General features: G+C 61.2%; 25 protein-coding genes. 8 read left to right on the forward strand and 17 right to left on the reverse strand.

The genetic code is table 11. The annotated features are described in order from the left end of the window. Positions 1–39 precede the first annotated feature (39 nt). Complete coding sequence (locus BM118_RS36540; protein WP_177235016.1) at positions 40–1,656, forward strand: CocE/NonD family hydrolase; 1,617 nt, start codon at positions 40–42, stop codon at positions 1,654–1,656. Here the strand turns inward: BM118_RS36540 and BM118_RS36545 are convergent. The 7 genes from BM118_RS36545 to BM118_RS36575 all read right to left on the reverse strand — a co-directional run bounded on the left by BM118_RS36545 (position 1,621) and on the right by BM118_RS36575 (position 9,970). Next, positions 1,621–2,139, reverse strand: coding sequence for an enoyl-CoA hydratase-related protein (locus BM118_RS36545; protein WP_244550319.1), 519 nt, complete (start codon positions 2,137–2,139; stop codon positions 1,621–1,623). The two genes, BM118_RS36540 and BM118_RS36545, sit on opposite strands and share 36 nt — an antisense overlap. Before the next feature lie 613 nt (positions 2,140–2,752). Then, positions 2,753–4,252: a CoA-acylating methylmalonate-semialdehyde dehydrogenase gene (locus tag BM118_RS36550; protein WP_092192395.1), complete on the reverse strand. Its 1,500-nt coding sequence runs from the start codon at positions 4,250–4,252 to the stop codon at positions 2,753–2,755. Positions 4,253–4,294: 42 nt separating this feature from the next. Further along, positions 4,295–5,809, reverse strand: a complete 1,515-nt coding sequence (locus BM118_RS36555) for an ABC transporter ATP-binding protein (RefSeq protein ID WP_092192397.1) — start codon at positions 5,807–5,809, stop codon at positions 4,295–4,297. 40 nt (positions 5,810–5,849) lie between these two features. Then, positions 5,850–6,776, reverse strand: coding sequence for an ABC transporter permease (locus BM118_RS36560; RefSeq protein WP_092192399.1), 927 nt, complete (start codon positions 6,774–6,776; stop codon positions 5,850–5,852). Positions 6,777–6,778: 2 nt separating this feature from the next. After that, on the reverse strand, positions 6,779–7,855 hold the full coding sequence (locus BM118_RS36565; RefSeq protein ID WP_177235017.1) for an ABC transporter permease: 1,077 nt from the start codon (positions 7,853–7,855) through the stop codon (positions 6,779–6,781). Between the two features lie 10 nt (positions 7,856–7,865). Then, complete coding sequence (locus BM118_RS36570; protein WP_210189077.1) at positions 7,866–8,978, reverse strand: BMP family ABC transporter substrate-binding protein; 1,113 nt, start codon at positions 8,976–8,978, stop codon at positions 7,866–7,868. A 38-nt stretch (positions 8,979–9,016) separates the two neighbouring features. Continuing rightward, positions 9,017–9,970, reverse strand: coding sequence for a dihydrodipicolinate synthase family protein (locus BM118_RS36575; RefSeq protein WP_092192403.1), 954 nt, complete (start codon positions 9,968–9,970; stop codon positions 9,017–9,019). 172 nt (positions 9,971–10,142) lie between these two features. Between BM118_RS36575 and BM118_RS36580 the strand changes: the two genes are divergently transcribed. The 6 genes from BM118_RS36580 (at position 10,143) to BM118_RS36605 (ending at position 17,015) form a co-directional block, all read left to right on the forward strand. Continuing rightward, the gene (locus tag BM118_RS36580) at positions 10,143–10,955 is read left to right on the forward strand and encodes a FadR/GntR family transcriptional regulator (RefSeq protein WP_210189078.1); all 813 of its coding nucleotides are present in this window, start codon (positions 10,143–10,145) and stop codon (positions 10,953–10,955) included. A 761-nt stretch (positions 10,956–11,716) separates the two neighbouring features. After that, on the forward strand, positions 11,717–13,153 hold the full coding sequence (locus BM118_RS36585) for an ABC transporter substrate-binding protein (RefSeq protein ID WP_092192407.1): 1,437 nt from the start codon (positions 11,717–11,719) through the stop codon (positions 13,151–13,153). Positions 13,154–13,212: 59 nt separating this feature from the next. Then, positions 13,213–14,139 carry a carbohydrate ABC transporter permease gene (locus BM118_RS36590; protein ID WP_092192410.1) on the forward strand — a complete coding sequence of 309 codons (927 nt, stop codon included), beginning with the start codon at positions 13,213–13,215 and terminating at the stop codon, positions 14,137–14,139. Then, positions 14,136–14,975 (forward strand): carbohydrate ABC transporter permease, encoded by an 840-nt coding sequence (locus BM118_RS36595; RefSeq protein WP_092192412.1) that lies wholly within the window; start codon positions 14,136–14,138, stop codon positions 14,973–14,975. The genes BM118_RS36590 and BM118_RS36595 overlap by 4 nt, the downstream gene beginning before the upstream one ends. Before the next feature lie 10 nt (positions 14,976–14,985). Beyond that, complete coding sequence (locus BM118_RS36600) at positions 14,986–16,089, forward strand: ABC transporter ATP-binding protein (RefSeq protein ID WP_092192414.1); 1,104 nt, start codon at positions 14,986–14,988, stop codon at positions 16,087–16,089. A 35-nt stretch (positions 16,090–16,124) separates the two neighbouring features. After that, positions 16,125–17,015, forward strand: coding sequence for an SMP-30/gluconolactonase/LRE family protein (locus BM118_RS36605; protein WP_092192416.1), 891 nt, complete (start codon positions 16,125–16,127; stop codon positions 17,013–17,015). 45 nt (positions 17,016–17,060) lie between these two features. Here BM118_RS36605 and BM118_RS36610 read toward each other — a convergent pair whose 3' ends face one another. From BM118_RS36610 to BM118_RS36630, 5 genes are all read right to left on the reverse strand, one after another. Further along, positions 17,061–18,860 carry a TRAP transporter large permease gene (locus tag BM118_RS36610; protein WP_244550320.1) on the reverse strand — a complete coding sequence of 600 codons (1,800 nt, stop codon included), beginning with the start codon at positions 18,858–18,860 and terminating at the stop codon, positions 17,061–17,063. 89 nt (positions 18,861–18,949) lie between these two features. Continuing rightward, positions 18,950–19,975, reverse strand: coding sequence for a TRAP transporter substrate-binding protein (locus BM118_RS36615; protein ID WP_177235018.1), 1,026 nt, complete (start codon positions 19,973–19,975; stop codon positions 18,950–18,952). A gap of 194 nt (positions 19,976–20,169) precedes the next feature. Beyond that, positions 20,170–21,180, reverse strand: coding sequence for a transketolase family protein (locus tag BM118_RS36620; protein WP_177235019.1), 1,011 nt, complete (start codon positions 21,178–21,180; stop codon positions 20,170–20,172). Continuing rightward, positions 21,177–22,028, reverse strand: a complete 852-nt coding sequence (locus tag BM118_RS36625; RefSeq protein ID WP_092192424.1) for a transketolase — start codon at positions 22,026–22,028, stop codon at positions 21,177–21,179. Before BM118_RS36625 ends, BM118_RS36620 begins: the two co-directional genes overlap by 4 nt. A 24-nt stretch (positions 22,029–22,052) precedes the next feature. Then, on the reverse strand, positions 22,053–22,802 hold the full coding sequence (locus BM118_RS36630) for an SDR family NAD(P)-dependent oxidoreductase (protein ID WP_092192426.1): 750 nt from the start codon (positions 22,800–22,802) through the stop codon (positions 22,053–22,055). 108 nt (positions 22,803–22,910) lie between these two features. On the opposite strand from BM118_RS36630, the gene BM118_RS36635 reads away from it, so the two are divergent. Beyond that, positions 22,911–23,807, forward strand: a complete 897-nt coding sequence (locus BM118_RS36635; RefSeq protein WP_092192428.1) for a LysR substrate-binding domain-containing protein — start codon at positions 22,911–22,913, stop codon at positions 23,805–23,807. A 654-nt stretch (positions 23,808–24,461) separates the two neighbouring features. Here the strand turns inward: BM118_RS36635 and BM118_RS36640 are convergent. The 5 genes from BM118_RS36640 to BM118_RS40950 form a co-directional block, all read right to left on the reverse strand. Next, positions 24,462–24,647: a hypothetical protein gene (locus BM118_RS36640; protein WP_092192430.1), complete on the reverse strand. Its 186-nt coding sequence runs from the start codon at positions 24,645–24,647 to the stop codon at positions 24,462–24,464. A 68-nt stretch (positions 24,648–24,715) separates the two neighbouring features. Continuing rightward, a complete protein-coding gene (locus BM118_RS36645) occupies positions 24,716–24,913 on the reverse strand; it encodes a hypothetical protein (protein ID WP_092192432.1) in 198 nt (65 codons plus the stop codon). 203 nt (positions 24,914–25,116) lie between these two features. Next, a complete protein-coding gene (locus BM118_RS41955) occupies positions 25,117–25,278 on the reverse strand; it encodes a hypothetical protein (RefSeq protein WP_177235020.1) in 162 nt (53 codons plus the stop codon). 164 nt (positions 25,279–25,442) lie between these two features. Further along, the gene (locus BM118_RS36650; protein WP_092192434.1) at positions 25,443–25,646 is read right to left on the reverse strand and encodes a hypothetical protein; all 204 of its coding nucleotides are present in this window, start codon (positions 25,644–25,646) and stop codon (positions 25,443–25,445) included. A 45-nt stretch (positions 25,647–25,691) separates the two neighbouring features. After that, entirely contained in the window at positions 25,692–26,048 is a 357-nt protein-coding gene (locus BM118_RS40950; RefSeq protein WP_143099586.1) for a hypothetical protein, read from the reverse strand. Positions 26,049–26,319: the final 271 nt, after the last annotated feature.

Here is a 26,319-nt window from a genome sequence, read left to right on the forward strand (position 1 = left end):
TCCTCCCGACTGCCCATCCTCCCGCCGCAAGTCGAGACCATGATGCTGAAGGATGGCACACGGCTCGACGCGGACGTGTACCGCCCGGCGGTGCCGGGATCGTATCCGGTTCTGCTTCAGCGTCAGGCCTACAGCAGGCGCATCGCCTGCAGTATCTGCTATGCGCATCCTGCGTGGTACGCCTCACACGGCTACGTGGTCGTAGTGCAGGACGTCAGGGGGCGCGGCACATCGGAAGGAACATTCCGACCCGGAGAAACCGAAGTCGAGGACGGCGCGGAAGCGGTCGAATGGGCGGCGCGTCTCGATGGCGCCAATGGCGATGTCGCGATGTACGGCTTTTCCTATCAGGCCTACAACCAGCTCCTTGCGGCTGCGGGAGACTGCCCATCACTGAAAGCCCTCGCACCCGCGATGGGCCCGTGGAATCCGGCGCACTGGGTTTACGAGAACGGCGCGCTACAGATGAAGCACATGATCGGTTGGGGCATTCAAATCACGGCGGAAGCAGCACGACGCGCCGGCGATGACGAGGCCTTCAGCGCCCTGCAAGCCGCGTCCGCGAACCTGCCGCTTAGTGGGCCCGTCACGGCTATGCCGCAGCTCCTGCAGAAGTATCGTCACTATTCGCACGTCATGGACTGGCTCGAAACGCCCGTCGATTCACCGTATTGGGACCGCATTTCGCCCGTGAAGAGCGTGGAAGCTATTCGCGCGCGCCATCTGCCGATGCTGTTCGTAGGCGGCTGGTTCGACCCGTTTCTGCCGGCCACGGTCGAGGCCTACCGGGCTCTCGCGACCAGCAACAGCGACACCAAGCTGATAGTCGGACCCTGGATCCATTTCCCCTGGACGAGGAAAGTCGGCGCGGTCGATTTCGGACCGGAGGCGCAACGCAACGTCGACCTTGATCACATCCAATTCTTCGACCGCGCCCTCAAGGGTCTGCCAGGCAAGGCCGAGCACGGAAGGATCGAGCTGTTCGATATGGGACTGAAAACCTGGCGGCCGTATGATCAGCTGCCGGACCGTACGCATCCCCTGTTTCTAAGCGGCACGGGGCGGACATCGATGGACTCCCAGGATGGCGTTCTCAGCCCGCAACAGAGCACGCAGGAGAATGTGGAGCATATCGTGCATGACCCGTGGCGGCCCGCACCGACCGTCGGCGGCTACTATGGCGCTCCAATGGGACCAGTCGATCGTCGGGTCGCGGATGAACGGGGCGATGTTCTGACCTTCACAACAGAAACGCTTGAACAGGCCATGGAAGTCGTTGGCGAACCCGAGGTCGAGCTCGACCTGAGCTGCGATCGCCCAAGCTTCGACCTCTCTTACATCCTTTCGGTCGTGAAGCCCGACGAGATGACACTTCAGATCTCCAGCGGATATGCGCACTATCGCAACGCCGCCCCTGGACGGTACCGGCTGACGTTAGCTGCCACGTGTGCAACGCTGAATAAGGGCGAGCGGCTCCGCTTGTCCATCGCAGGAGCGGACTATCCTGCGTATCCGGTAAATCCCGGAACCGGTGAGGATCCGGTCATTTCACCGAAGACGCATGCTGTCGTAACCACGATTGCGGTCTGGCATGGTCCCTCCTGCCCATCACTTCTCCGGCTACCTCTCGGACGGGGCGGCGAGATCGCTAAATAGGCTGTTTTCTCTGACCGCCGCATCCAAGGCGTTGCGCCGCCCGCACCTCCCCGTAGCAACCGGATTTCTTCTCGGCGTCCCTGGAAGACCACGGGCCGCCGTTCGATGAAGGACTGGATGCCCTCGCGCGCGTCGGCTCTCTTGAGCACGCGATCGCGGATGGCGGGAATGAGCCAATCGCAACCGCTTCGCCTGCTCGGCATATTTCGCAGCCGCCTCCTTGGTGACCTGAATGCCAAGCGGTGCGTTGCGGGCGATGATCGCCGCGATCTCCATGGCGCGGGCGACCTGCTGACCCGCCGGCACGACCTCCTGGACGAGACCAATCTCCCGGGCGCGCTGTGCAGTGAATTCATCACAGAGCAAAAGGTGGTATATGGCATTGCCCCAGCCTGCGCGGGACAGGTAACGGAAGTGCGCGCCGCCCAAGGGGGCGATACCGCGCTTTGCCTCCATCTGGCAGAACCGCAGCGAAAAAACCATCGAGGGCTACCGCGATCACGTCGAACGAGTTCTTGTGGAATGGCTTGACACCACTCTCCATGAGCTCGCGACCGATCCAGCTCGGGTGCACATCATCGGGGACGGACGTGAGCAATTCGAGCGGCTGCATTAATGCGTGCACATCCTCAATCCGCTGGCCGATGACGTCATCAACCGGGGAACCGGGCACGTAGCGGGGATCGGGCCGGGCGAGGTCGTTGGGTGGTGGCACACAAGCGCCACGCGGAAGCGGCCACTCTACTTCAGGAGGGCCTCCTCACATTGGCTGTCGCAAGATTTTTCTTGATCTGCCGGTGCACACGTCGTGCACACGCCGCCTTCTAACGCATTGAAAAGCCTGACTCTCGCTCCAATCCATCATGGACAAGTTTAAGCTAGCTCCAGCAATCACTGTCCGATTGGAGCCAATCAGAGAAAGGTTCGTCCGTCACCCCTGTCCCATGATCCCACCGCATCGAAAAGCAGTGGGGCGGAGAGAGTGTCAGTCAATCCCGATTGAGACTGCGGCCATTGGAAAAAGACCTATGAAAAGAACGAGGGCCTATGGCCCTCGCAGTTTGGGAGAACCGACAAACGCAGTATCCGAGCGCCATCATGACATGGTCGGCATGACGAATTCGGCACCGGCCCGTATTCCGGTTGGCCAGCGGCTTGTCACTGTCTTCATTCGTGTATTGAAGCGAACACCTTCCGGTCCGTGCATGTGGTGGTCGCCGAAAATCGATGCTTTCCATCCTCCGAAGGAGTGAAAGGCCATCGGCACGGGAATCGGCACGTTGATGCCGACCATGCCGACCTTGATCTGGTGCGCAAATTCACGCGCAGCATCGCCATCACGTGTGAAGATCGACGTTCCGTTGCCGAATTCGTGCTCATTGATCAGCCGCGCGGCCGTCGCGTAATCCGGCGCTCGCACGACCGACAGCACTGGCCCGAAGATCTCCTCCTTGTAGATCTTCATGCTCGGCTTGACGTGATCGAACAGGGTTCCGCCCAGGAAGAAACCATTCTCATAACCCTGCATCCTGAATTTGCGTCCGTCCACGAGCAGCCTTGCGCCGTCCGCGACGCCCGCATCGATGTAGCTTCGGACCTTCTCCAGATGCTGCTTCGTGACAAGAGGACCCATCTCGGTCTCGGGATCGGTACCAGGCCCGACCTTCAGGCCTCGAACCTTGGGCTCGAGGGCGGAAATCAGCTTATCCGCAGTCTTCTCGCCGACCGGTACGGCAACAGAAATCGCCATGCAACGTTCGCCGGCGGAGCCGTAAGCGGCGCCCATCAGCGCATCGACCGCCTGATCCATGTCGGCATCGGGCATCACGATCATGTGGTTCTTGGCGCCACCAAGCGCCTGGCAACGCTTCCCGGTGTTCGCGGCGGTCGAATAGATGTACTGCGCGATGGGCGTGGACCCTACGAAGCTGATCGCCGATACGTCCGGATGATGCAGCAGCGCGTCGACGGCCTCTTTATCACCCTGCACCACATTGAAGACGCCATCCGGCAGGCCGGCTTCCTTGAGCCATTCCGCCATGACCAACGAGGCGGACGGGTCACGTTCCGACGGCTTCAGGATGAACGCGTTTCCGGAGGCGAGCGCGACCGGAAACATCCACATCGGGACCATGACCGGAAAATTGAAAGGCGTGATTCCTGCGACCACCCCGAGCGGCTGGCGCGTGGAATAGCTGTCGACGCGGGTCCCGACATTCTCAGTGAGTTCGCCCTTGAGCAGTTGCGGCGCAGCCGTCGCAAACTCGACCACTTCCATCCCGCGCTGAACTTCCCCGAGGGCGTCGGAATGAACCTTACCATGCTCCGATACGATCACGTCAGCGAGCTGCGTTGCGCGATCTTCAAGGATCCGCAGAAAGCGATTCAACACGCGAGCCCGTCGCAAGGGCGTCGTATCGGCCCAGCCCTGCGCCGCCCGGTTGGCCGTGGCCACTGCCTCAGCCACGACACTCGCATCGGCGGCGACGACGGACCCAGTCTGCTCGCCCGAGGCTGGGTTGAAGACAGGCAACCTGCGCTCCGTACCGCCTGGCACCCGCCTGCCATTGATGAAATGATTTATCTGCGTGACCACGAGCAGTCTCCTTGTAAGTTCCGATCCGATACGCGCCTTGAGTCAGGCCGCTTTCATTCCAGCCATGTATTTGCCGATCACGCGCTTGTCGGCGTCGTCGGCCGCGACCTCATGGACAATACGGCCCGCGCTCATGACGAGCACCCTGTCGACCAGGCCAAGCAGCTCGTCGAGGTCTTCCGAGATGAGCAGCACCGCGGCACCGCCATTCCGTGCCTCGACGATCCGGCGGTAGGTCTCTTCGCAAGCAACGAAATCAAGTCCGAACGTCGGATTGGACGCGATCAGCAATCGGACGTTTTGGGTGAGTTCTCGCGCCAGAACCGCCCGTTGCACGTTGCCTCCGGACAGCGCGCTCATGCTCGCCGTCAAGCCGGGGGCTTTGACACGAAATTGCTTCACGAGCTTCTCGGCCTGCTGCATGAGCGCTCCGTAGTTCATCGCAATACCGCGACAGAGTGGCGCCCGATCGAAGTTGCGCAGGGCAAGGTTCTCCGCCAGCGACATCCGATCAATACAGGCGTTCTTCAGCGGCTCCTGCGGCAACCCGTAGACGCCGAGGCGGGCAATTTCCCTTCGCGTACCGTTGAACGCGGCACCGGATACGGCGATCGTACCGCTGCGATCGCGCTGGCCCATCAAGGTCTCGACCAACTCCAATTGTCCGTTCCCGGACACGCCGGCAATTCCCACAATTTCACCTTCGCGAACCTCGAGCGAAAGGTCTTTCACGGCCGGTAAGCCATTATCCCCATTCACGCGGAGCTCCTTGATGGAGAGGACAATGTTGGGCTTCGGCGGTGATTTCGGCGCGTGCTGCACGGCCTTGCTGACGGGTTCTCCGATCATTGCTTCGGCCAGGGCATCGTCTGACAGATCCGCGACCGCTCCGGTTCGGACTGACGCGCCACGACGCAGCACCGTGACGTCGTCGGCGTATCGGCGTACTTCATGAAACTTGTGGCTGATCAGAACGGCGCTGAGATCGCCCGCCCGCGTCAGGCTGCGAACATAGCCGAGCACCTCATCTGCCTCGGCCGGCGTGAGCACCGAAGTCGGCTCGTCCAGAATGAGAAGCTTGCGCCCGAGATAGAGCTGCTTGACAATCTCGGCCTTCTGCTTCTCGCCCGCAGAGAGCTGCGAGACGCGCACGTCGAGGGGAACGTGAAAGGGCAGCTTCTTCGTGACGTCCGCCAGCCGCTTCAGCTCGCTTTGCCAGTTGACATAGGCCGGCAATCTCGCGCCGCTGATAACGAGATTCTGCGCCACCGTCATGGACGGAACCAGCGTGAAATGCTGGTACACCATACCGATGCCGAGCGCGTCGGCATCCTTCGGGGAGTTCAGCCGGTGCTCGCGCCCATCCACGTGGATGTGACCGTCGTCCGGATGGTAAAAGCCCACGAGGCATTTGACCAACGTGCTCTTCCCGGCTCCGTTCTCCCCAAGCAGCGCATGGACGGTGCCCGACCGGATCAGCAGCGACACGTTGTTCAGAGCGAGGTTCGCTCCGAAACGCTTCGTCATGTTCTTGAGTTCGACTTGCCGAGCGGTCATCAGACGATCCTCAGGGGATGTATTCCCGTCACAGCGTTTCTCATCGGTGCAGCTTGAGTTCGCCCGGCGCATCGGCGAACGGCGCCGCGCGCGACGTCGAGGCCACCATGATCGCCAGCGTCAGGATGTATGGCGCCGCATTGAACAGGTAATAGTAGCCGGTAACGCCGACACCCTGCAGCGCCGGCCCGAGAGCTCCTGCACCGCCGAACAGAAGTGATGCGCTGAGGGCGTTGACGGAACGCCAACGCGCAAAGATGACGAGCGCCACCGCCATGATGCCCTGCCCGCTGGACAGGCCCTCGCTCCAGCTCCCGGGATATGAAAGCGACAGGAAGCTGCCGCCGATGCCAGCGAGAAAGCCGCCCGCCATCGTCGCCAGGATGCGCACCCGCAATACGGGGAAACCAAGCGCGCGCGCCGCATCCTCGCTGTCTCCGACGGTGCGCAGCATCAGTCCCCAGCCGGTCCTGTTCAGGAAGACATAGACTGCAAAGGCCAATAGAATTCCGACAAAAAACAGCGCGTTCACGTCCAACGCTGCTCGCACTTGCGGCACACTGGACCAGAATCCGAGGGATATCGAAGGAAGCGCTGGCGCCTTGGGTTCGATCAAGGGTTTGCCGAAGAAGAACGCCAGGCCGGTGCCCAGCACGATGAGGCTGATGCCGATCGCCGTATCATTGACGCGCTTCACACTGCAAAGCAGCCCGTGCAGCAACCCAAACGCCGTTCCGGCAAGCCCCGCCGCAAGCACGCCGCCCCAGGGCGAGCCGGAGAGATACGAGATCCCGTATCCCGCCATCGCGCCCAGCATGAGCGTGCCCTCGAGACCTAGATTGATGCGCCCCGATTTTTCGGTGATGAGCTCACCGATGCTGACGAAGATGAAGGGGGTCGAAACACGGATCGCTCCGCCCAAGATCGCGAGTGGCAGTGCGAGCCAACCGATTGCCGTGGGATCCATGCTTACCTCCGTGCCTTTTCTCGCAATTGTTGTGCAATTGCATCCGCGACGAGGACGCAGACGAAGATCAAGCCCTGAAACACAAGCATTGTTGCATCGGGAAGCTCGAGGCGCCGTTGCAATAGGCTCGCGCTTGCCTGCATGCCGCCGATCAAAAGCGCGACTGCGACAATCGCGAGCGGTTGGTGGCGAGCCAGAAACGCGACGAGGATTCCGCTGTAACCATAGCCAACGATGAGTGAGGAGTTGGCCGTCCCCTGCACGGCTGCCACCTCGATCGCACCGGCAACTCCCGCCATTCCACCCGCCACAAACGTCGCACCGATGACCCAGCGATTCACGGCCAGGCCGACCATCCTCGCGACCCTGGCGCTACCGCCGACCACGCGCAGCGCAAAGCCCCATCGTGTGTAGCGCAGCACGACGTGGGCGATGATGGCCAGCGCCAGGCTGACCGCAAGCCCGGCATGAACGCCAACGCCCGGCAGCATGGGCAACATGTAGGACGGATCGATCGGATGGGTTGACGGCTTGTCGAGGCTCGCCGGATCCCGGAGCAGGCCTTCCGTCAGATGGTGAAAGATCGCGATCCCTATGTAGGACAGGAGCAGGCCCGAGATCGTTTCGTTGACGCCGCGGTATTGACGCAACGCTCCCGCCAGACCGAACCAGAGGCCTCCGACCAGAGCACCGGCCAGCAACATGAGCAGTTGCATCGGAAGTGCGTGCGCTCCCGCAAAGGGCAATGTCACCACGGCCCCAGCAAGTCCTCCGAGCACCAGAGCGCCCTCGCCGCCGATGATCACCAGTCCCGCCTGTGCGGGTATGGCAACGGCCAAGCCAACCAGAATCAACGGTGCGGCCCGCGACAAGGTATCCTGCCAAGCGAAGCTGCTGCCGAAGCCGCCTTGAACGATCAGGCCGAACACCGTGAAAGGGTTTTGCCCATACAAGGCGACGAAGGCCGCAAAGACCGCCGATGCAAGCAGCACCGCCAGGACGGGCAAGGCCACGCTGAGCTGGGCTGCGGTTCCCGGCGGGTTCGACGGCGCGGACTCGATTCCAGAGATCGAAGACAAGGTCGCCCCCTTAGACTTGGCCGATGATGCCTTCAACGAGGTAGTTGATACCGTCGAGCGCACGGTCGTTGCTGCTCTGCATGACGCCGGCAGGGATGACGACGTTGCCCTTATTGTCCTTAAGTGGACCGCTGTAGATCACGAGCGTGCCGCCGATAAGGTCTGCTCTTGCCTTCTCGGCCGCCGCGCGGGCCGCGGGCGTGACGAGCTTTCCAAAAGGACTGTTCTTGACGAAATGGTCGGAGATGCCGGCACGGAGATAGTGCTCGGGCTTTTTGCCACCCCGGACGCTGCCGGCATACACAAGATATGGCGTGATCCAGTTCCATTCGGCTCCCGTGAGATAGCCGTTGGGAGCGACATCCGCCTGGCTCGAATGGTAGCCGCACGACATGACGCCGCGCTTCTCGGCCGTCTCGATCACCACCTTCGGGCTGTCCACCTGGGCCGCGATGACGTCGGCGCCCTGGTCGACGAGCGTATTCGTCGCCTCTGCTTCGCGCACCGGAAGCACCCAATCGCCCGTGAAGATCACCTGCACCTGAATGGCGGGATCGACCGAACGGGCGCCGATCGCGAACGCGTTGATGCTTCGCAGAAGATTGGGCGTCGGCTTCGCAGCCACGAGGCCGAGCTTCTTGGTCTTCGTCATATGGCCCGCGATGATTCCCGAAATGTACTGCGCCTCGAAAATGTAGGCGTAGAACGTGCCGATGTTTTCAGGCAAGCCCGCCGTCCAGACGCCGCCGGTGTGAGCGAAGGTGACATCCGGATATTTGGCCGCCATCTCTAGAACGTGAGGCTTGAAGTAGCCGAAGGACGTCGCGAGGATGAGCTGAGCGCCATCCTGGCGGATCATCCCTTCCATGCTGCGCTGGGCGGCGATTGTTTCCGGAACGCGCTCCTCTTCGACCACCTTGATGCCGGGCTGCTTCTTCAGCGCGGCTGCGGCCTGCGCATGAGACTGGTTGAAGCCATAATCCTGTTTCGAACCGGAATAGAGGATCCCGACCGTGAGCGGCGTTTCTGCGTGCGCGGCCCCGATGTCGAGAACGAATGGTGCGGAGCCGGCAGCGGCCAGCACCTGAAGGAACGAGCGACGGTCGAAGGGTTTCAAGGTCATTTTTCTCTCCCTGGATGATCAGCAGGTCACGACAAGGTTCATTTGGCGGCAGAGAGCAGGCCTGGCGCCTCACATGCGACGAGGTCTGATTCCAGTTCTCTCCGTTCGGCGGTGGACAGGGGCGTGACGGGCGAGCGCACCGCGCCACCGGCAATGCCGATCAGATCGCACCAGTGCTTGACCGCCGCGTTCGGCATATGACCGCTCTTCAGCGGGTCCATGATCCACTTGTTGAAGACGACCCGTTGCGGTGCGAGTGACGCGCAAATGCGCGCCGCCTCTTCCGTTTGTCCGGACGCCAGCAGCGCCACGTAGTTCGCGATCGGCCGAAAGTCCCCGCGTTGGTACAGGTAGGGCTCAGGGTCGGCATACAGGATCGACTGACCTTCGCCCTGCATATTGACGAAGAAATTTTCTTCCAGAGGATCGGAGACGAGCACGCCATTGCGCGCGGCCTGGCGGAGAGCAGCGTTCTCGGCTGCATTGCCGGTCGTCTTCAGCAGCTTGAGATTGGGCAGCGAACAAAGCTGCGTGAAAACCGCAGGATCCAATGGGCTGCCTGCAGCGGTTCGGCCGTTGAAGATGACGATCGGCATCTCAAGACGCGTGCAGATGTGGTGCAGATACGCGAATTGCTGCGCGGGGGATCGCGGGCCGGAGGTTGGGACCATTAGCACGGCGTGACTGACGCCAAGCCGACGCGCGTGCTCGCCAAGCTCGATGGTCTCTTCAACCGAAGGACCCGAGATCACAACTGAGATCCCGAGACGGCCTCCGGCCTCATCGGCGATCACTTCGATAACGCGCTTCCTCTCCTGCAACGTGAGCGACCAGACCTCGCCGATCAGTCCATTGCAGAACACTCCCACGAGGCCAGCTGCGATGTAGTGGCGGACATTCCGGCGAACCCCGGCCTCGTCGATGGCCCCGGAGTTGTCGAAAGGCGTGTGAATAGCTGCCCAGATTTCAGGGATGTTTTGCCCGCTTACCATGCTCGTTTCCGCTTATTGACCGGTTCATTATATTTATCATGATAAACCGGATTTGCATGAATATGCCCGTTATGGGAGAAGTGTCAATCGACGAGTCGGTTCTTTTTCGCAGGCCCGCGCTGGATCCGCGGTGGGCACGTCAGGAACCCATTGATCGATCTGGAGAATTCGGATGGCGGTAGAACTGGAAAAAATGCCGAAGCAGCCCGGGCGGCTGAAAATTCAAAAGCGGGCCGATCTCGTTACCGAAGAGATCAAGCAGTTGATTACACAGAAGAACCTTCGCCCGGGCGCCAAGCTCCCGATGGAAAAGGAGCTTCAGCGGCTGTTTTCGGTCAGCAAGAGCACCATCCGCGAGGCGCTGAAGTCATTGGAGGTGCAGGGACTGATCACGGTCAGCACCGGTCCTGCCGGCGGGGCGACGATTATCGAGGTGCCGCTCGAGCGCACGTTCCAACTGCTGCAGAACTATCTGTTCTTCAAGGAGGTCAGCATGGAGGACATCTATGCGGCGCGGCGATTGCTGGAGCCGGAATTGGCCGCCGGCTCAGTTCCGTTTCTCTCCGACGAACAACTCGATGCTCTGGAACACAACATCGAAACCTGCCAGCCGACCTCTCATGAACCATCTCGTCTCGTTCGACAACGTCAGGCAGATCTTGATTTTCACGACATCCTGGCTGCCGCAAACCCCAATCCCTTTCTCCGCTTCGCGTGTGAGCTGATCAACGAAATGCTCCGCCGTCTGGTTGTCTTCAGCACGCAGACCCCTCCGGAAGAACACGCGAAATTCGGGTGCGCCAACGTCAAGTTTCACGCGGAGATCGCGAAGGCCGCGCGCGCGCGAGACAGCGAGCGCGTGCGTGCGCTCATGAAGGCGCACATGGAAGAGGCTTCCGAATACGTGAAGCGTCTGGACGGTCGACTCGATGGACGACTGATCCTCGATTCGGAGATGGCGCCGCGCCCGCGACCGCTCTCCTAACGAGTTTGCCGATCCAGCACCACCTGATGTGGTCGCGCTTTTGACACCTTGTCGAAGCTTTAGGCCCCCTGTCTTGGCCATGGCGACAAATGCGCCCCCCATACGTCGGCACTGTCGTTATCGCCGGGCGCCGGCGGATCTTTATGCTCGGCGGCGATCTCGATCTGTGCGCTGCGCTGCGCAAGCGCTTGACGAGGCGACCGCGACGTATGGTCGATAGCTATTAATCTGGTGATCGAGCGTTCAACCAGCATCGAACGGCGCTGAACATGACGGCCGATGGCTGCAACACTTAGTACGTACACGCATGCTCGGCATACGACGCGCGCAGGAGCTGTTCCTGTTCAACCGCCGCCTCACAGATAGAGCTCGGCGGGTAGAGTAAATCCGCACCTGTCTTGCTTCTGGCAGCCGCAGGCTAGACAGGTGAATGTAGCTCACCCATGCTTGCAAAGTTCTCATTTGTCGAAGAGTTCTGCGACAACGCAGACTAGCCCCAAAATCAGAGCTTAACAGCGTTTTGGGGAGGATGCGCGCTTCACGGAAGCCAAATCACGTTCATTCGGGAAGCCCAGTCTGGCTGATGCAAACCAGCCGAAAAACGCCTGTGTGCCCATTCTCACCATAGATGAATAGATTTGCCCGCGGCATCGGTGTTCGCGCCGCGGGGCGATGTCCGCACCTGCTGATCGGCCAAAAGTCACGTGGCGCTCCAAAGCCGCCTGGCGGTCTGCGGACGCCCAAGAGAGGAGGAAAAAGGAATGGGGTTCAGGACGTTTCTCAGCGCGACCGCTGTCCTAGCGCTCACTGGTGCCTCGGCGCCAGCCGCCGATAAGGATGCTGCCGACATCGCAGTCGAAGCCGCGAAGAAGTATGCGGGCACGACGATCAGCATCGTCTGGGAGGCCGGTCTCCAATCGCTCGACCCACTGAATTACTCGGGTCCCAAGTGGGAGAAGCTCACCGGTATCAAGGTGAAAGTGGTCGAGGTGCCGACCGATCAGATGTTCACCAAGATCATGCAGGATTTCAAATCGGGCGCCGGGGCCTACGACGCGTTGAACGTCATTCCGTCCTGGATGCCCGACCTTGCACGCGCCGGCGCGCTCGAGCCTCTCGACAAGTATGTCGACAAGTTCGGCTATCGCGACGAGTTGCAGGACATCGCGGCCGCGTACCGCGACAACCAGATGCAGTACGACGGGAAGATTTTCGGCTTTCCGGACGACGGCGACGTGATGCTGCTCTATTACCGCAAGGACATCTTCGAGGATCCGAAGATGAAGGAGGAGTTCAAGGCCAAGTTCGGCTACGAACTTGCACCGCCGAAGGACTGGAAGCAGTTCGACCAGATCGGCCAATTCATCACCGACAAGATGGCGCCCAAGGTTTACGGCGCCGGCTTCTTCCGCACCGCGCCCTATCCGCAATACATGTTCCAAGAGCGCTTCCGCATGGAGGGCGGCAAGTTCTTCAATGCGGACACCATGAAGGCGACGGTGAATGGCGACGTCGGCCTCAAGGTGTTCAAGGAAATGAAGGCGGAAAACAAGTTCATGCCGCCAGGCGTGGAGCAGTGGAATTTCGTCGACAACCTCGCGGCATTTCTTCAGGGCACAACCGCGATGACGATCTCGTGGCCGCCTTACGGACGTTGGGCCGCCGGCTACGGTTCGGGCGAGGAAGCGTTGAAGTGGGTTCCCAAATCCCAAGTCGCCGGCAAGGTCGGCTACGCGCTCACGCCTCTCGGCCGCCCCGAACTCGGCGTCGGCTTCGACTTGTCGGTGTCGGCCACCAGCAAGAACAAGGAGGCCGCTTATCTCTTCATCCAGTGGCTGAACAGCAAGAAGACCAGCCTCGAGCGCGTCCAGCTCCCCTATACGCTCCGCGATCCGTTCCGCCTGTCGCACTACGCGAGCGAGAAATACCGTGCGCTCTGGCCTGAGGCTCCTGCCTATCTCGATACGATCAAGACATCCGGTGAGAAGGGCCTGCTCGATCTCTCCCTGCTGCAGCAGGACAAATACGACGAGGCGATGACCAAGGCGATTTCGAGCCTCTGGGCTAGCGAAGATCCCAAGGCCATCCTCGACCGCATGGCGCAACAATTCGACGCCATCACCGAGAAGGTCGGCATCGAAAATCAAAAGGCCGTCTACAAGGTCTGGGCGGCCAAGCCCGGCGCCTATCCGCAATAGCTGCCCTGGACACCACACGGGAGGCGTCGCCCTCCCGTGCGGCGTCGTTTCCTGGACTGATGATGACGCTTTCCGCAAGTCTCAATGGTGCCGAGCAACGCCGCCCGAGCCGCCTCGGGCGCATGCTCGAGGACCGTCTCCCCTATCTCATCGTCGCACCGGCCATTCTGATCCTTCTCCTGGTCGGCTTGTTCCCCCTCATCTACTCGCTGATCGTGAGCTTCCAGCGCATCACGATGACCGAGAACGACACATCCTTTGTCGGCCTCTTGAACTATGCGGAGCTCTTCCGGGATGCTCGCCTCTGGGCTTCGCTCGGCCACACAGCCATCATCACGGCAATCGCCCTGCCGCCTGAGCTGCTGATCGGCTTCCTGATGGCGCAGCTCTTCATTGATCGTATGCCCGGTCGCCAGATCTTCGTCGCGCTGCTGGTCCTCCCCACGGTGATTTCTCCGATTGTCGCGGGAGCGACCTGGCGTCTGATGTTCGACGTCCGCTTCGGTCCGATCGGCGAGATCCTGAGCTTCATCGCCGGCGAGCCGGTCCGGATTTTGTGGACGGTCAATCCCGCCTACGTCTATCCCGCGATCATCATCTGCGAGGTCTGGCAGTGGTCGCCGTTCATGTTCCTGTTGCTGCTTGCAGCGCTGTCAAATGTCGACCAGTCGCAGCTCGAAGCTGCGGAGATCGACGGGGCGTCGTATCCGCGCGTGCTTAGCGCGATCGTTCTGCCGGCGATCGCCCCCGTTGTCGCCGTTGCCTGCCTGATCCGGGGCCTCGACCTCGTCCGCATCTTCGACATCATCTGGGCTCTTACCGAAGGCGGCCCCGGCTCGATGACCGAGACCATATCGCTCTACACCTATGTGCAGGGCTTCTCGCAATTCGAGACGAGCTATACGGCCGCAATCTCTTTCCTGGTGATTGCCCTGCTCACTGTCATCACCACTCTGGTCCTCAAGCGCATGGAGCTTGCGCGATGAGTGTCGCCAAGCTTCCGGCGAGAAAAGCCCGCATCCTGGTGCTTCGCTATCTCGGCGCCGGCGTCGTAACGCTGCTGTTCCTGTTTCCGGTCTACTGGCTGTTCATGATTTCGTTCAAGACGCCGGACGAGATCTATCATGTGCCGCCCTTGTGGATTCCCGGTCAGATTCAGTTCTCGAACTATTACGTGCTGTTCAAGGACGGTGACGTCCTTGTCATCCTGAACAGTCTGATCGTCGCCGGCGTCAGCTCCGGCTTTGCGATCGTTCTTGGGACGCTCTGCGCCTACAGCATCGCCCGGTTCGGCACCGGCGGCGAGAACCTCGCGATGTGGATCATTTCCCAGCGCATGATCCCGCCGATCGCGGTCGTCTTCCCGATCTTCCTGATCTACGTCTATTTTGGTCTCGTCGACGGCTACTTCGGGCTGATCCTGCTCTACACGGCGTTCAATCTCCCTTACGTCATCTGGATGATGCGCGGCTACATCGTCGACGTTCCACTGGAGCTCGAGGAAAGCGCGCTCGTCGACGGTCTGAATCGATGGGAAGTGATCTGGAAAGTCGTTTTCCCGATGGTGCGCCCGGGGCTCATGGCGACGTCGGTCTTCACCTTCGTATTCGCCTGGAATGACTTCCTCTTCGCGCTGGTGCTCACGCGTACCGAGGTCATCACCTTTCCCGTCATGCTGACGCACTACTTCGGCGGACAATCGAATTTTTGGGCAAAGATCGCGGCAATGTCGGTCCTTGGAACGTTGCCGATCTTCGTCGCGGTCTCGGTGATGCAGCGCTATCTCGTGCGCGGCATCTCCTTGGGCGCAGTCAAGGGTTAGGGAGAGCGGAGTGGCTGACGTCAAGCTGTCCGGGGTGCACAAATACTACGGCAATGTGCACGCGGTTCGGGGGGTGGATCTCACCATCGCCGATGGCGAATTCGCAGTGCTGGTAGGGCCGTCCGGCTGCGGCAAGAGCACGCTCTTAAGAACGATAGCCGGTCTTGAAGACCCGGACGACGGAACGATCACCATCGGTGGCGCGGTGGTCAACGATCTGCGCCCGCGCGAGCGCAACATCGCGATGGTGTTTCAAAATTACGCGCTCTACCCCTATTTGACCGTCAACGAGAACATCGCGTTCGGTCTGCGCGCCCGCAAGATTCCAGAGATGGAGATCAGGAAGCGGGTCAGCGAAGCCGCCGAAATGCTCGGCATCGGCAATCTTCTGCAGCGCTATCCTCGGCAGCTCTCCGGCGGACAGCGTCAGCGCGTCGCCATCGGTCGGGCCATCGTCCGCAAGGCGGACCTGTTCCTGTTCGACGAGCCGCTGTCGAATCTCGACGCTCAACTGCGCGACGAGATGCGGACCGAGATCAAGCGTCTGCATCACGAGATCACGACGACGATGATCTACGTCACCCACGATCAGGTCGAGGCGATGACGCTCGCCGACCGCATCGTGCTGCTCCGTGATGGAGAGATCGAGCAGCAAGGGGCCCCGCTTGAACTGTTCGAGCAGCCCCGTACGGGCTTTGTGGCCGGCTTCCTCGGGTCTCCGTCGATCAACCTCATCCCGGCGACCCTTAAGACGAGCGGCGGCAGCGCAGCAGTTCTATTTCAGCCTGGTGATTCGCTGACACTTCCGCCCGCAAAGGCCACATTACTCACCCGCGAGGATGGACGGGAGGTTCTCGTCGGCATTCGGCCTCAGCACGTCAGCCGGGCTGGCGGCGGACCTCTCCGCGACGGAGTGGTCTCTTATTCGGCCGTCGCCGATCTTATTCAGCCGACAGGGACCCGCACATTCACCACCATCAAGATCGGCGGAGTGGATGCGGTCGCGGAGCTGCAGGCTCATGACGTCGGCAGCCATGGCGAACGCATCGACCTCGCCATCGACCTCAATCGCGTGGTGCTGATCGATCCGGCCAGCGGCCTGGTCATCGCGTAACGAGAGCCAACAACATGGAAAAAGGGGAAGGAAAAATGGCGCCGAGACTGTTTGCAACCGGAATCGGAGCGCCCGAGGGCCCGGTGTGCCTGCCGGATGGATCGATGTATGTCACGGAGATGTCCGCATCGACTCTTTGCGTCACGCGGCTTGACCATCGCGGCAATCGCAGGGTGATCCGGACGACGGGCGGTCGTCCGAACGGGCTGACGACCGATGGCCACGGCCGGATCTGGATCGCGGAAGCAGGCCTCCGGGCGCTGATCTGCATCGACGAAGGCGGAAACGAGATCCGGCGCATGCAGGGCGAAGGTGCCGACCGCTTCCTGTTTCCGAACGATCTCTGCTTCGGTCCGACCGGATTGCTTTACATGACCGACTCCGGGATGGCGGCTGACGATTTCATCAACGGTCAGGCCTTCGTCGACGGCTATATGGACCTTGATTGGGACGGCCGTGTGTATGAGATCGATCCGGCGGCCATGAAGGTCGTACGCGTGCTCGATCGCAAGATCCGCTTCACCAACGGCATTGCTTTCGGTTCCGACAATCACCTCTATGCCAATGCATCCTTCACCGGCGAGATCTACCGATACGACGTGCTCGGCGAGGCCGCGCCGAAGCGCGTGGTCTTCGGCAACGTCCTGCAGCCTGATTCGAATCCCGACTTCAAAGGGCCGGACGGGATGGCTTTCGGGACGGATGGCCGCCTCTATTGCACGGTCTACAACCAGAAAAGCGTCACGGTGCTGGACCGTCGGGGTGAGGTCGCCGACCGTCTGATCCTGGACGGGGCGCAGCCGACGAATTGTGCTTTCACGCTCGAAGGCAAGAAGCTGCGCGTCACCGAAGTCGGCAAGGGGCAGGTCGAAGAGATCGATATGCCCTGCGAGGGCCTGCCGCTGCATCTGCCGAAATTCGCCTGACGAGGTGCCTCGCGGTTTGGTCCCGCGAGGCGTCCCGCCGATGCGTCAAAGGAAGCCGATCGATAGCCAGGGCACGGCCGCGACGATCAGTGTGCCGATCAAGAGCGCGATCATGTAGCCCACGATCGGCTTCATGCCATCGTCCGGGTTGATGCGGCTGATGGCGCAGGCCGCGTAGTAGCCGACGCCGAACGGCGGCGCGAACAGGCCGATGCCCATGGCGAGAACGACCACCATCGCATAGTGAACATCGTGCACCCCGACCTGCCGCGCGATCGGGAACAGGAGCGGGCCGAACAAGACGATGGCCGGGATCCCTTCCAGAACACTGCCCAGGATCACGAAGGTCGCGATCGTCACCGCCAGGAAGACAGGGACTCCGCCGGGAAGGCTGGTCATGAACTTTGCAAGAGAGGCAGAAAATCCCGACTGAGTCAGCGCCCAAGCCATGCCCGTCGCCGCGCCGATGATGAGCAGGATCGCCCCCGACAGCGAGGCCGTCTCGACCAGCATCGGATAGATGCGGCGCCAGTCGAACTTCCGATAGATGAACAGGCCCGCACAGGCCGAGTAAAGGATGCCGATGGTCGAGACTTCCGTTGCCGTCGCGACGCCTTCGACGACGGCGGTCCGGATCACGAATGGCAGCGCGATGGCCGGTATCGCGATCACGAAAGCGCGGCCAATCTGCCGCCCCGTCGCCCGTTTGACGTGAGACAAGTCCTCGCGGCGGTATCGCCACCACACCACGGCCGCGAGCATGACCGCGAGCACCACGCCCGGAAGCAACCCGCCGGTGAACAGCGCCGAGATCGACACACCGGTCACCGAGCCGATCGTGATCAGAACGAGTGACGGGGGAATCGTCTCGGTCTGCGCCCCCGTCGCGGCCAGGAGCGCAACGAGATCGCCGGGCTTGGCCCCACGCTGCCGCATCTCGGGAAACAGCACCGGAGCCACCGCAGCCATGTCCGCCGCCTTGGAGCCGGAGATGCCGGAAACCAGATACATCGCCCCGACAAGCACGTAGTGCAGTCCGCCGCGGACATGACCGAGAAGGCTCGCGAGGAAGCTGACCATGGCGCGCGCCATGCCCGTCATCTCGATCAGAAGGCCGAGAAAGACGAAGAGAGGTACGGCAAGCAGGATCAGGTGGCTCATGCCCTCGTCCATTCGTCCGATCATCACGACGTCGGGCGTGCTGGTTGTCAGGGCAAGATAGCCGACCGTGGCGAGGCCAAATGCAAACGCGATCGGCACGGCCGCAAAGACCATCGCGCCGACGACGAAGACGAAGAAGATCAGAAGGTTCAGATTGCCGAGCGGCTTCAAAACTGGAGCCAATAGAGCGAACGTCGCGATGACGCCCGCGACGATTGCCAGGGAGGCCAGCAAGCTGCGTAGGCTCGATATGCGAATGAGCCGGAGGGCGGCTGCGATCAGCATCAGCCCGATTCCGATCGGCAGCGCTGCCGCACGCCAGGTGTTGACGATCTCGAGCGCCGGGGTCGTGACGAATGCCTCGTCGGCCGCGAATTCATAGGCCGGCCAGACGACGAGCACGAGAAATGCGAGCGACGCCGCGGCCGCGACGACATCCAGGAACGCACGAACTTCCGCACTGAGAACGCCGACGATGGCGGTCATTCGCATGTGCTCGCCGCGCTGGAACGCAATCACGGACCCGAACATGGCGAGCCAGAGGAAAAGAATGCCGGCGAGCTCGTCGGACCAGACGATCGGCGAGCGGAACACGTATCGGCTCACGATGCCCGCGGACAGCACGGCGATCTCCGCCAGCACCAGCAACGCCGCCGGGACCGCGACAGCGTGGCCAAGCACCATGTTTGCTTTCACCACCCATCGGCGCGAATTCGCTTGAGATGTGCCGGCCGCGATCCCGGTATCCATATGCGACGTATGGCTTACGCTGGTCATGATAGCTGGCCCGCGGCTTTTTCGAGCTGTGACCATGCCTCCTCGCCAAACTTGCCCTTCCAGTCGGCGTAGAAGCTGGTCTTGGACAAGGCCTGGCGGAAGGCGGCACGATCGACGTCGATGAATTTGAGACCCTTGGCCGAAAGATCGGTCCGCAGGGACTGGCTGAGCTTCGCGATGTCGGCGCGCTGATCGACGGCAGAGCGATCGAGCTCGCGCATCACGATCTCCTGCACGTCCTTCGGCAGGCGCTCGAAGGCGCGCTTGTTGCCGAGGATCCAATAGCCGTCCCAGACGTGCCCGGTCAGGCTGCATGTGCTCTGCACTTCGTAGAGACGCGCAGTGGCGATGATCGGCAACGGATTTTCCTGGCCATCGACGACCTTGGTCTGCAACGCGGAATAGACCTCGTTGAAGTTGATCGGAGTCGGCCCGGCTCCAAGTGCTTTGAAAAGCGATGTCAGCAATGGTGCGGGTGGAACGCGGATCTGGAAGTTCTTCAGATCATCCGGCGTTCGCACCTCACGGCCGGACGAGGTCACCTGACGAAAGCCATTGTCCCAGGTCTTTGACACCGCCATGATCGGTGTCTTGGCGATCTGCGCCCGGATGTAGGTGCCGAGATCGCCATCCATCGCCTTCCAAACGCTGTCATAGTCGGCGAATGCGAAGCCGGTGTTCACGATGCCCGCACTTGGAACCAGGGTGGCAAGAATCGAGGACGATTGGTTGAAGAACTCGACGCCACCACTGCGAACCTGGGTCAGGAGCTCGGTGTCGGAGCCGAGTTGGTTGGCCGGAAACAGCCTGATCTCCAGGCGGCCACTTGTCGCTTCGCGAATGCGATCGATGGCCTCCTGGGCCCGGATATTTACCGGATGGGTTGGATCCTGTCCGGTCGCGAACTTGTAGACGAACTCGGCGGCAGACGCCGGGCGGGTGAGAATCCCGCTGAGAGGAACGGCCGTGGCGGCCATCAACAGCGAACGGCGACTGATGCTTCCGGGCTTCGATACTGTCATGTTTTCCTCCTGGTCCTTCATTGACGTTGCTGCCCGCTGCGTCAGCGCACGCTGGCGTGCAGCTTTCCGGGTTTTTCGCTTGCCGGCTCTCGACCACCGGCATTTGGGCGGGAGCGATCACTCGCCGCCGCAACATGCGACGGGCGTTAGCTCCTCACCTGGGCTTGGTTCGATTGGCGCTTAGCGCCGGTAGGCTAAAGCCACTGTTTGATCTGCCGTGCAACCTCTGCGGTTGAAATCCCGTAGCGGTCGTGCAGGGTAGGAAGTGCGCCGGCATCAAGAAATTCGTCGGGCAATGCGATCTGGCGGAAAGGCGGATGGACGCCGGAACGCATCAGAAGTGCGGCAACCGCCTCGCCGAGACCGCCAATCGTTGTGTGGTTCTCGGCAACGACGACAAGGCGGCCCGACTTGCCGGCTTCACGCAAGATCGTCTCGGTATCGAGCGGCTTAATGGTTGGAACATGTAGCACCGCAATATCGACGCTGTCGTCCTTCAAAGTCTGCGCGGCTTCGAGCGCGCGCATGGTCATGATGCCGGACGAGATGACCAGGGCGTCCTTCCCGTCACGGATCAGCTTGGCCTTGCCGAGCTCGAATTTGTAGTCATATTCGTCCAGCACGACCGGCACCTGGCCGCGCAGCAGGCGCATGTAGACCGGCCCGTGATGCGCCGCGATCGCAGGGACTAGTTGCTCGATCTCATGGGCATCGCAGGGATCGATGACCGTCATGTTCGGCATGGCACGAAACAGCGCGAGGTCCTCCGCGGCCTGATGACTCGGGCCGTAGCCCGAGGTCAGGCCTGGCAGCGCGCAGACGATCTTCACGTTGCGGTCTTCCTCCGCGATCGTCTGGTGTATGAAGTCGTATGCCCGCCGCGATGCGAACACGGCGTAAGTGGTCGCGAAAGGCATGAAGCCTTCGGCGGCAAGGCCGGAGGCGGCGCCGAACAGAAGCTGCTCGGCCATGCCCATCTGATAGTAGCGGTCCGGAAATTCCTTCGCAAAGATGTGCATGTCGGTGTACTTGCCGAGATCGGCCGTCATGCCGACCACATCGGGACGGCTGCGTGCGAGCTCGACGAGCGCGTGTCCAAAGGGCGCCGGTTTCGTCTTCTGTCCCTCGGCCGCGATCGAGGCGATCATGGCGGAGGTGGTCAGGCGCGGCTTGCCCGGCTGCGGTGCTGATCTGACGGTCTTCATGGCTGCCTCCCGGCTTCCAGCGCGGCAAGCGCGAGCTGCCATTCGTGCTGCTCGACGCGGATGAAATGGCTCTTCTCGCGCCGCTCCAGGAATGGAACACCCTTCCCCATCAGCGTGTCAGCGACGATCATCCGCGGCCTGGGTTCGGGATGGGACTTGGCCGCGTCGAAGGCGGCAACCACGGCATCGAGATCGTTGCCGTCGATGCGCTGCACGAACCAGCCAAAGGCCTGAAACTTGTCCACGAGCGGCTCGAAGGCCATGACCTGCGTCGAAGGACCGTCCGCCTGCTGATTGTTGACGTCGACGATTCCGATCAAATTGTCGAGCTTGTAGTGGCCGGCCGACTGGATCGCCTCCCAGACCGAGCCTTCGTCGAGCTCGCCATCAGAGAACAAGGTGTACACCCGCGCCTCTGATTTCTTGCGCTTAAGTCCTAAGCCCATGCCGACGGCAATGCTGAGCCCGAGCCCGAGCGAACCGCCCGACATTTCCATTCCGGGCGTGTAGGAGGCCATGCCCGACATGGGCAGGCGGCTCTCGTCGCTGCCATAGGTTTCGAGTTCTTCCTCGGGGACGATCCCCGCCTCGATCAAAGCAGCGTAGAGCGCGATGGCATAGTGCCCGTTCGAGAGAAGAAAGCGGTCGCGTCCTTCCCAGGACGGGTCCTCCGGACGATAGCGCATCGCGTGGAAATAGGCGACGGCGAGAACGTCGGAGATGTCGAGCGCCTGTGCGATATAGCCTTGGCCTTGGACTTCGCCCATGCGCAGGGCATTGCGGCGAATATTGTAGGCGCGGTCCGCCAGCTTGGGCGTGTTCGTAAGCGTCTTGGTCGAGGTTTCCATCGATCTGGCCCTAGTCTCGCTGGCTCAGTGGATGAGCATGCCGCCGTTGACGTCGATCACGGCGCCGGTCACGTAGGCGGAGAGATCCGAGGCCAGGAAGGTGTAGATGCCGGCGACGTCTTCCGCCGTGCCGAGACGATTGAGCGGAATGCCTTCCAAGATCTTCGCCCTCATCTCGTCGGTCAGCTTGCCCGCGGTGATATCGGTGCCGATCAGGCCGGGCGTGACGCAATTGACACGGATGCCGTCCGGGCCGAACTCACGGGCCATCGCCTTGGCGAGACCAAGCACGCCGGCCTTCGCGGCCGAATAGTGCGGGCCGCCAAAAATTCCACCGCCGCGCTGGGCCGAGACCGACGACATGCATGCGATCGATCCGGACTTCCGTGCGCGCATATGCGGGATCACCGCCTGGGAGAGAAACAGGATGCCCTTGAGATTGACGTCCTGAATGCGATCCCAATCGGCCGCCGAAATCTCCAGGAACTTCACCGGCTGGGTGATGCCCGCATTGTTGATCAAAACATCGATGCCGCCAAAGGATTCGATCGCGCGGGCGACCGCCTGCTCGCAGGACGGTTTGTTGGCGACGTCGCACCCTAGTCCGATGTGGGAGTTTCCAAGGGATGCCGCAGCATCCGCCGCGGCGCCTGCGTCGATATCGAGAATGGCGACCCGAGCGCCCTCGGCGGCGAACCGCCGGGCGGTGGCAAGCCCGATCCCGCGCGGCGAGGCCGCGCCCGAAATGATGGCCGTCTTACCGCTGAGCAGCATCAATTCCTCCCGCAAATTGTTCTTCCTTGGCGCTTAGGAATGACCCGCCGAGCACCAACGGACAAGCGCGCAGTTGTCACGGATCGATGAATCTGGTTCACTTATGAGATGCTATCAAATGTCCCCATATCGGCAATTCGTGCCTTTGAGGCCGCCGCCCGCACCGGTTCGTTTCGCGATGCGGCGAATGAGCTTCACCTGACGCCAAGTGCCGTCAGTCACGCCATCCGCAAGCTGGAAGGCACGCTTCGGACCGTTTTGTTCGAGCGCAGCGCCCGATCCGTGCGACTCACGCCGGCCGGCGAGAACCTGATGCGTCACACGGGAGCGGCATTCGATCAGCTCCGCCGTGGCCTCGAGGAAGTTGCCGCGCGCGGGCCACAATTGGTGCGCGTCCATTCCGCGCCCAGCTTTGCCGCGCAATGGCTGGCCCCTCGGCTTGCACAGTTTCTCGCTGCTTACCCGAAGCTCGAGGTTCGGCTGGCTGCAAGCACCGACTATGCGCGCTTCAGCAACGACGATTTCGATATCGACATCGTCTACGGTCCGCCCCGCGCGGAAGGTGTCGAAATTGTTCCTTTGCCGGAGGAGACGGTCACGCCACTCTGCTCGCCCTCGCTCGCAAAATCGATACGAAAGCCTGCCGATCTCCTCGATCAGACGCTCATCCGCTCCGACGTGAAGCGGGTGCAGTGGCACCAATGGTTCACCGCGAATGGGTTGGAAGCACCTGCGCTTCACGGCATGAGATTCGACCGGAGCTTTCTTGCGATTGCGACGGCTGCGGAGGGATTGGGCGTAGCGCTGGAATCAACCCTTCTGGCCGAACGCGAACTGGCGAGCGGGCGATTGGTAGCTCCATTGGCGGGACGGGCCAACGATATCCGCTACGTCGGTCACCGCCTGATCTACCCGCGCGCCAGCCGACAAAGATCGGCGGTACGAACCTTTGCAGATTGGCTCGTGGCGCAACTCGGCGGCGAAGGCGCTCGTTCCTCGGACTGAGACGCAAGTCTGGTCGTGCCTTATCGAAAGCATCTGAGCGCCCGCTATTCGCTAGGCGCTTGCGCCAATCTACGGCAGCGCTGCCCCACTTCAGAAACGCCTGCTCGCATTGGCTGTCATTAGATTTCTTGATCTCCCGGTGCACACGTCGTGCACATGAGGCCTTCTAACCAATTGAAAAAATTGAAATCTCGCTCCAATCCATCATTGGAGAAATCGCGTTCAGCGATCGCGGTACGCGCGAGCCGTCTCTGACAGCTAAACTCCCCTCACCGCAGAACGACCGTTTGAAAAATCAGATGCTCAAACGGTTCTGCCGGGTAAGTCATTAATATGGTGGGCGCACCAGGGCTCGAACCTGGGACCCGCTGATTAAGAGACAGCCACTGGATAAGAACAATCAATGACTTGCCGATCGCACACCTGGGCTTATCCGGTCGAAAATGGGCATTCGTCGCACAATCATGGTGCTTAATTGCGCTGCGCTTAGGCCCCAACCGATCGGTTAAACCCGACGTTGAAACGCTACACTGGACCTACTTCCTGATTTATTTCGAGCGCGGGGGAACCCGGTTTCCCGGCATCGCTCTCTGTTTCGTGGCAATGGCCGCGCTGCACCTTGGAAGCCAGGCGCGTTCTCGGTGAGCCCCAAAATCATATGATGGGGTTACCGCTACTGATTATCGCCGGCCACCAGCCGCCTGACACCTCGTCGAGCGAGCTGTCTTTCAGCGCATCCTTCTCTGGCGTTGACGAGACGTTGGTGTTCTGCGCGACGTCCTTGGGACTCTGGCCGGGTTCGGCCTGCGTCTTCGTATTGGTGTCCTGCCCGTTGGTCATATGCAATCTCCACTTTCATTAATGCTGATCGGGTCAATCGAGGCGCGGGAAAACGGATTCCCGAGCGGTTAGCCCCCCTGTATCCCCCCGGATGAAGGGCTGGTGGAGAGGTACGGCCAACTGCCGCCTGACACCTCGTCCAGCGAGCTGTCGCCGAGCGCATCCTTCTCTGGCGTTGACGAGACGTTGGTGTTCTGCGCGACGTCCTTGGGACTCTGGCCGGGTTCGGCCTGCGCCTTCGTATTGGTGTCCTGCCCGTTGGTCATATGCAATCTCCACCTTCATCAAGGCTGATCGGGTCAATCCGACGTTGCAGCCTTACCCTGAGGTCGTTTTTCTGATTAGAGGCGGGGAAAACGGTTTCGCTGCCTCGGCCTTTGTTTCGTCAGAAGTCTAAGGCGTCGTTGGCTCAGGTGCTTCTCGGTTAGCCCCCGGGCCGACGCCGCCGCGGGAGGCGACACTCGCTGTATTACTCATTGGCCAAAAGGCCGCCTGACACATCGTCCAGTGAGCTGTCGCTGAGCGCTTCAGAGGTCGTCGAGATCTGGGACGTTTTGTTCTCAGCGCCGTCCTTCAGGCTCTCGCCGGGTTCGGCTTGCGCCTTCGAATTCGTGTCCTGCACGTTGGTCATATTCAATCTCCACCTTCGTGAATGCTGATCGGTTAAACCCGACGTTGCAACTGTACGCTGAGGTCGTTTTCTGATCATTCCACGAGGCAGGGAAAATGGTTTCGCTGCCTCGGCCTTTGTTTCGTCGGACGTCGAAGCCGTCGTTGGCTCGGGCGTTTTCTCGGTCAGCCGGTCTTGCCATTGCTGATATAGCTGGCAGCCGCAACGTTGTTGAACGGCCAAGTGCCGCCTGACACTTTGTCCAGCGAGCGGTCGCTCAGCGCATCAGTCGCCGGCGAGATTTGGGAAGACGTGGTTTGAGCGCTGCCCTGGAGGCTCTCGCCGGGTCCGGCGTCCGCCGTGGAATTGGTATCCTGCTGATCGGTCATGCTCGATCTCCCGTTCTCATCAATGCCAAGCCCACGACCCGGGCGTCAGATCTTGTGGGTCGGAGGAATGCGGCCGCCGGACACATCGTCCAGGGAGCTGTCGCTGAGTGCATCCTTTTCAGAGGTCGAGATCTGGGATGCCTTGTTCTGAGCGGCATCCTTGCGGCTATCGAGGGATTCGCCTTCCGCCTTCGAATTGGTGTCCTGCCTATTGGTCATGCTCAATCTCCACTTAAAATGCCGATCTTCTAAACTCTGAGTTGCAGCGACGCTCAATGACGTCATTTCCCGAATATTCAAGGGCTTGGGAAAACGGCTTCTGTTCGTGCGCTTGAGGGTGAAGGTAACGCCGGATCGATTTGCGAGCGATACGGCGGATGCCGTATTTTCGCCGCCGGTCACGGGGACGTGTCGAAAGGCCCCCTTCGAAAGGCCGTGCCTTCGAAGGGATTTGCCTTCGATGTCAGGATCTGGCGCCTTTCATCGCGACCTCCTCCACAAGCTTGAGCAGGCGGTCGAATCGCTCGCCCGCGACCGACACCTGATCGAGTACGGCAGGATCGAGCTCGTCCTTCAAGCGCGTCGTCTCGTCACCGAGACCGCTGTCCTGTTCGCCGTAAGCCGGCGTTCTCCATTCGGCGCACAAACTCTTCGTCGGCCCCTACTGCGGCAC

Source organism: Bradyrhizobium sp. cf659, from assembly GCF_900113725.1.
GTDB lineage: Bacteria > Pseudomonadota > Alphaproteobacteria > Rhizobiales > Xanthobacteraceae > Bradyrhizobium.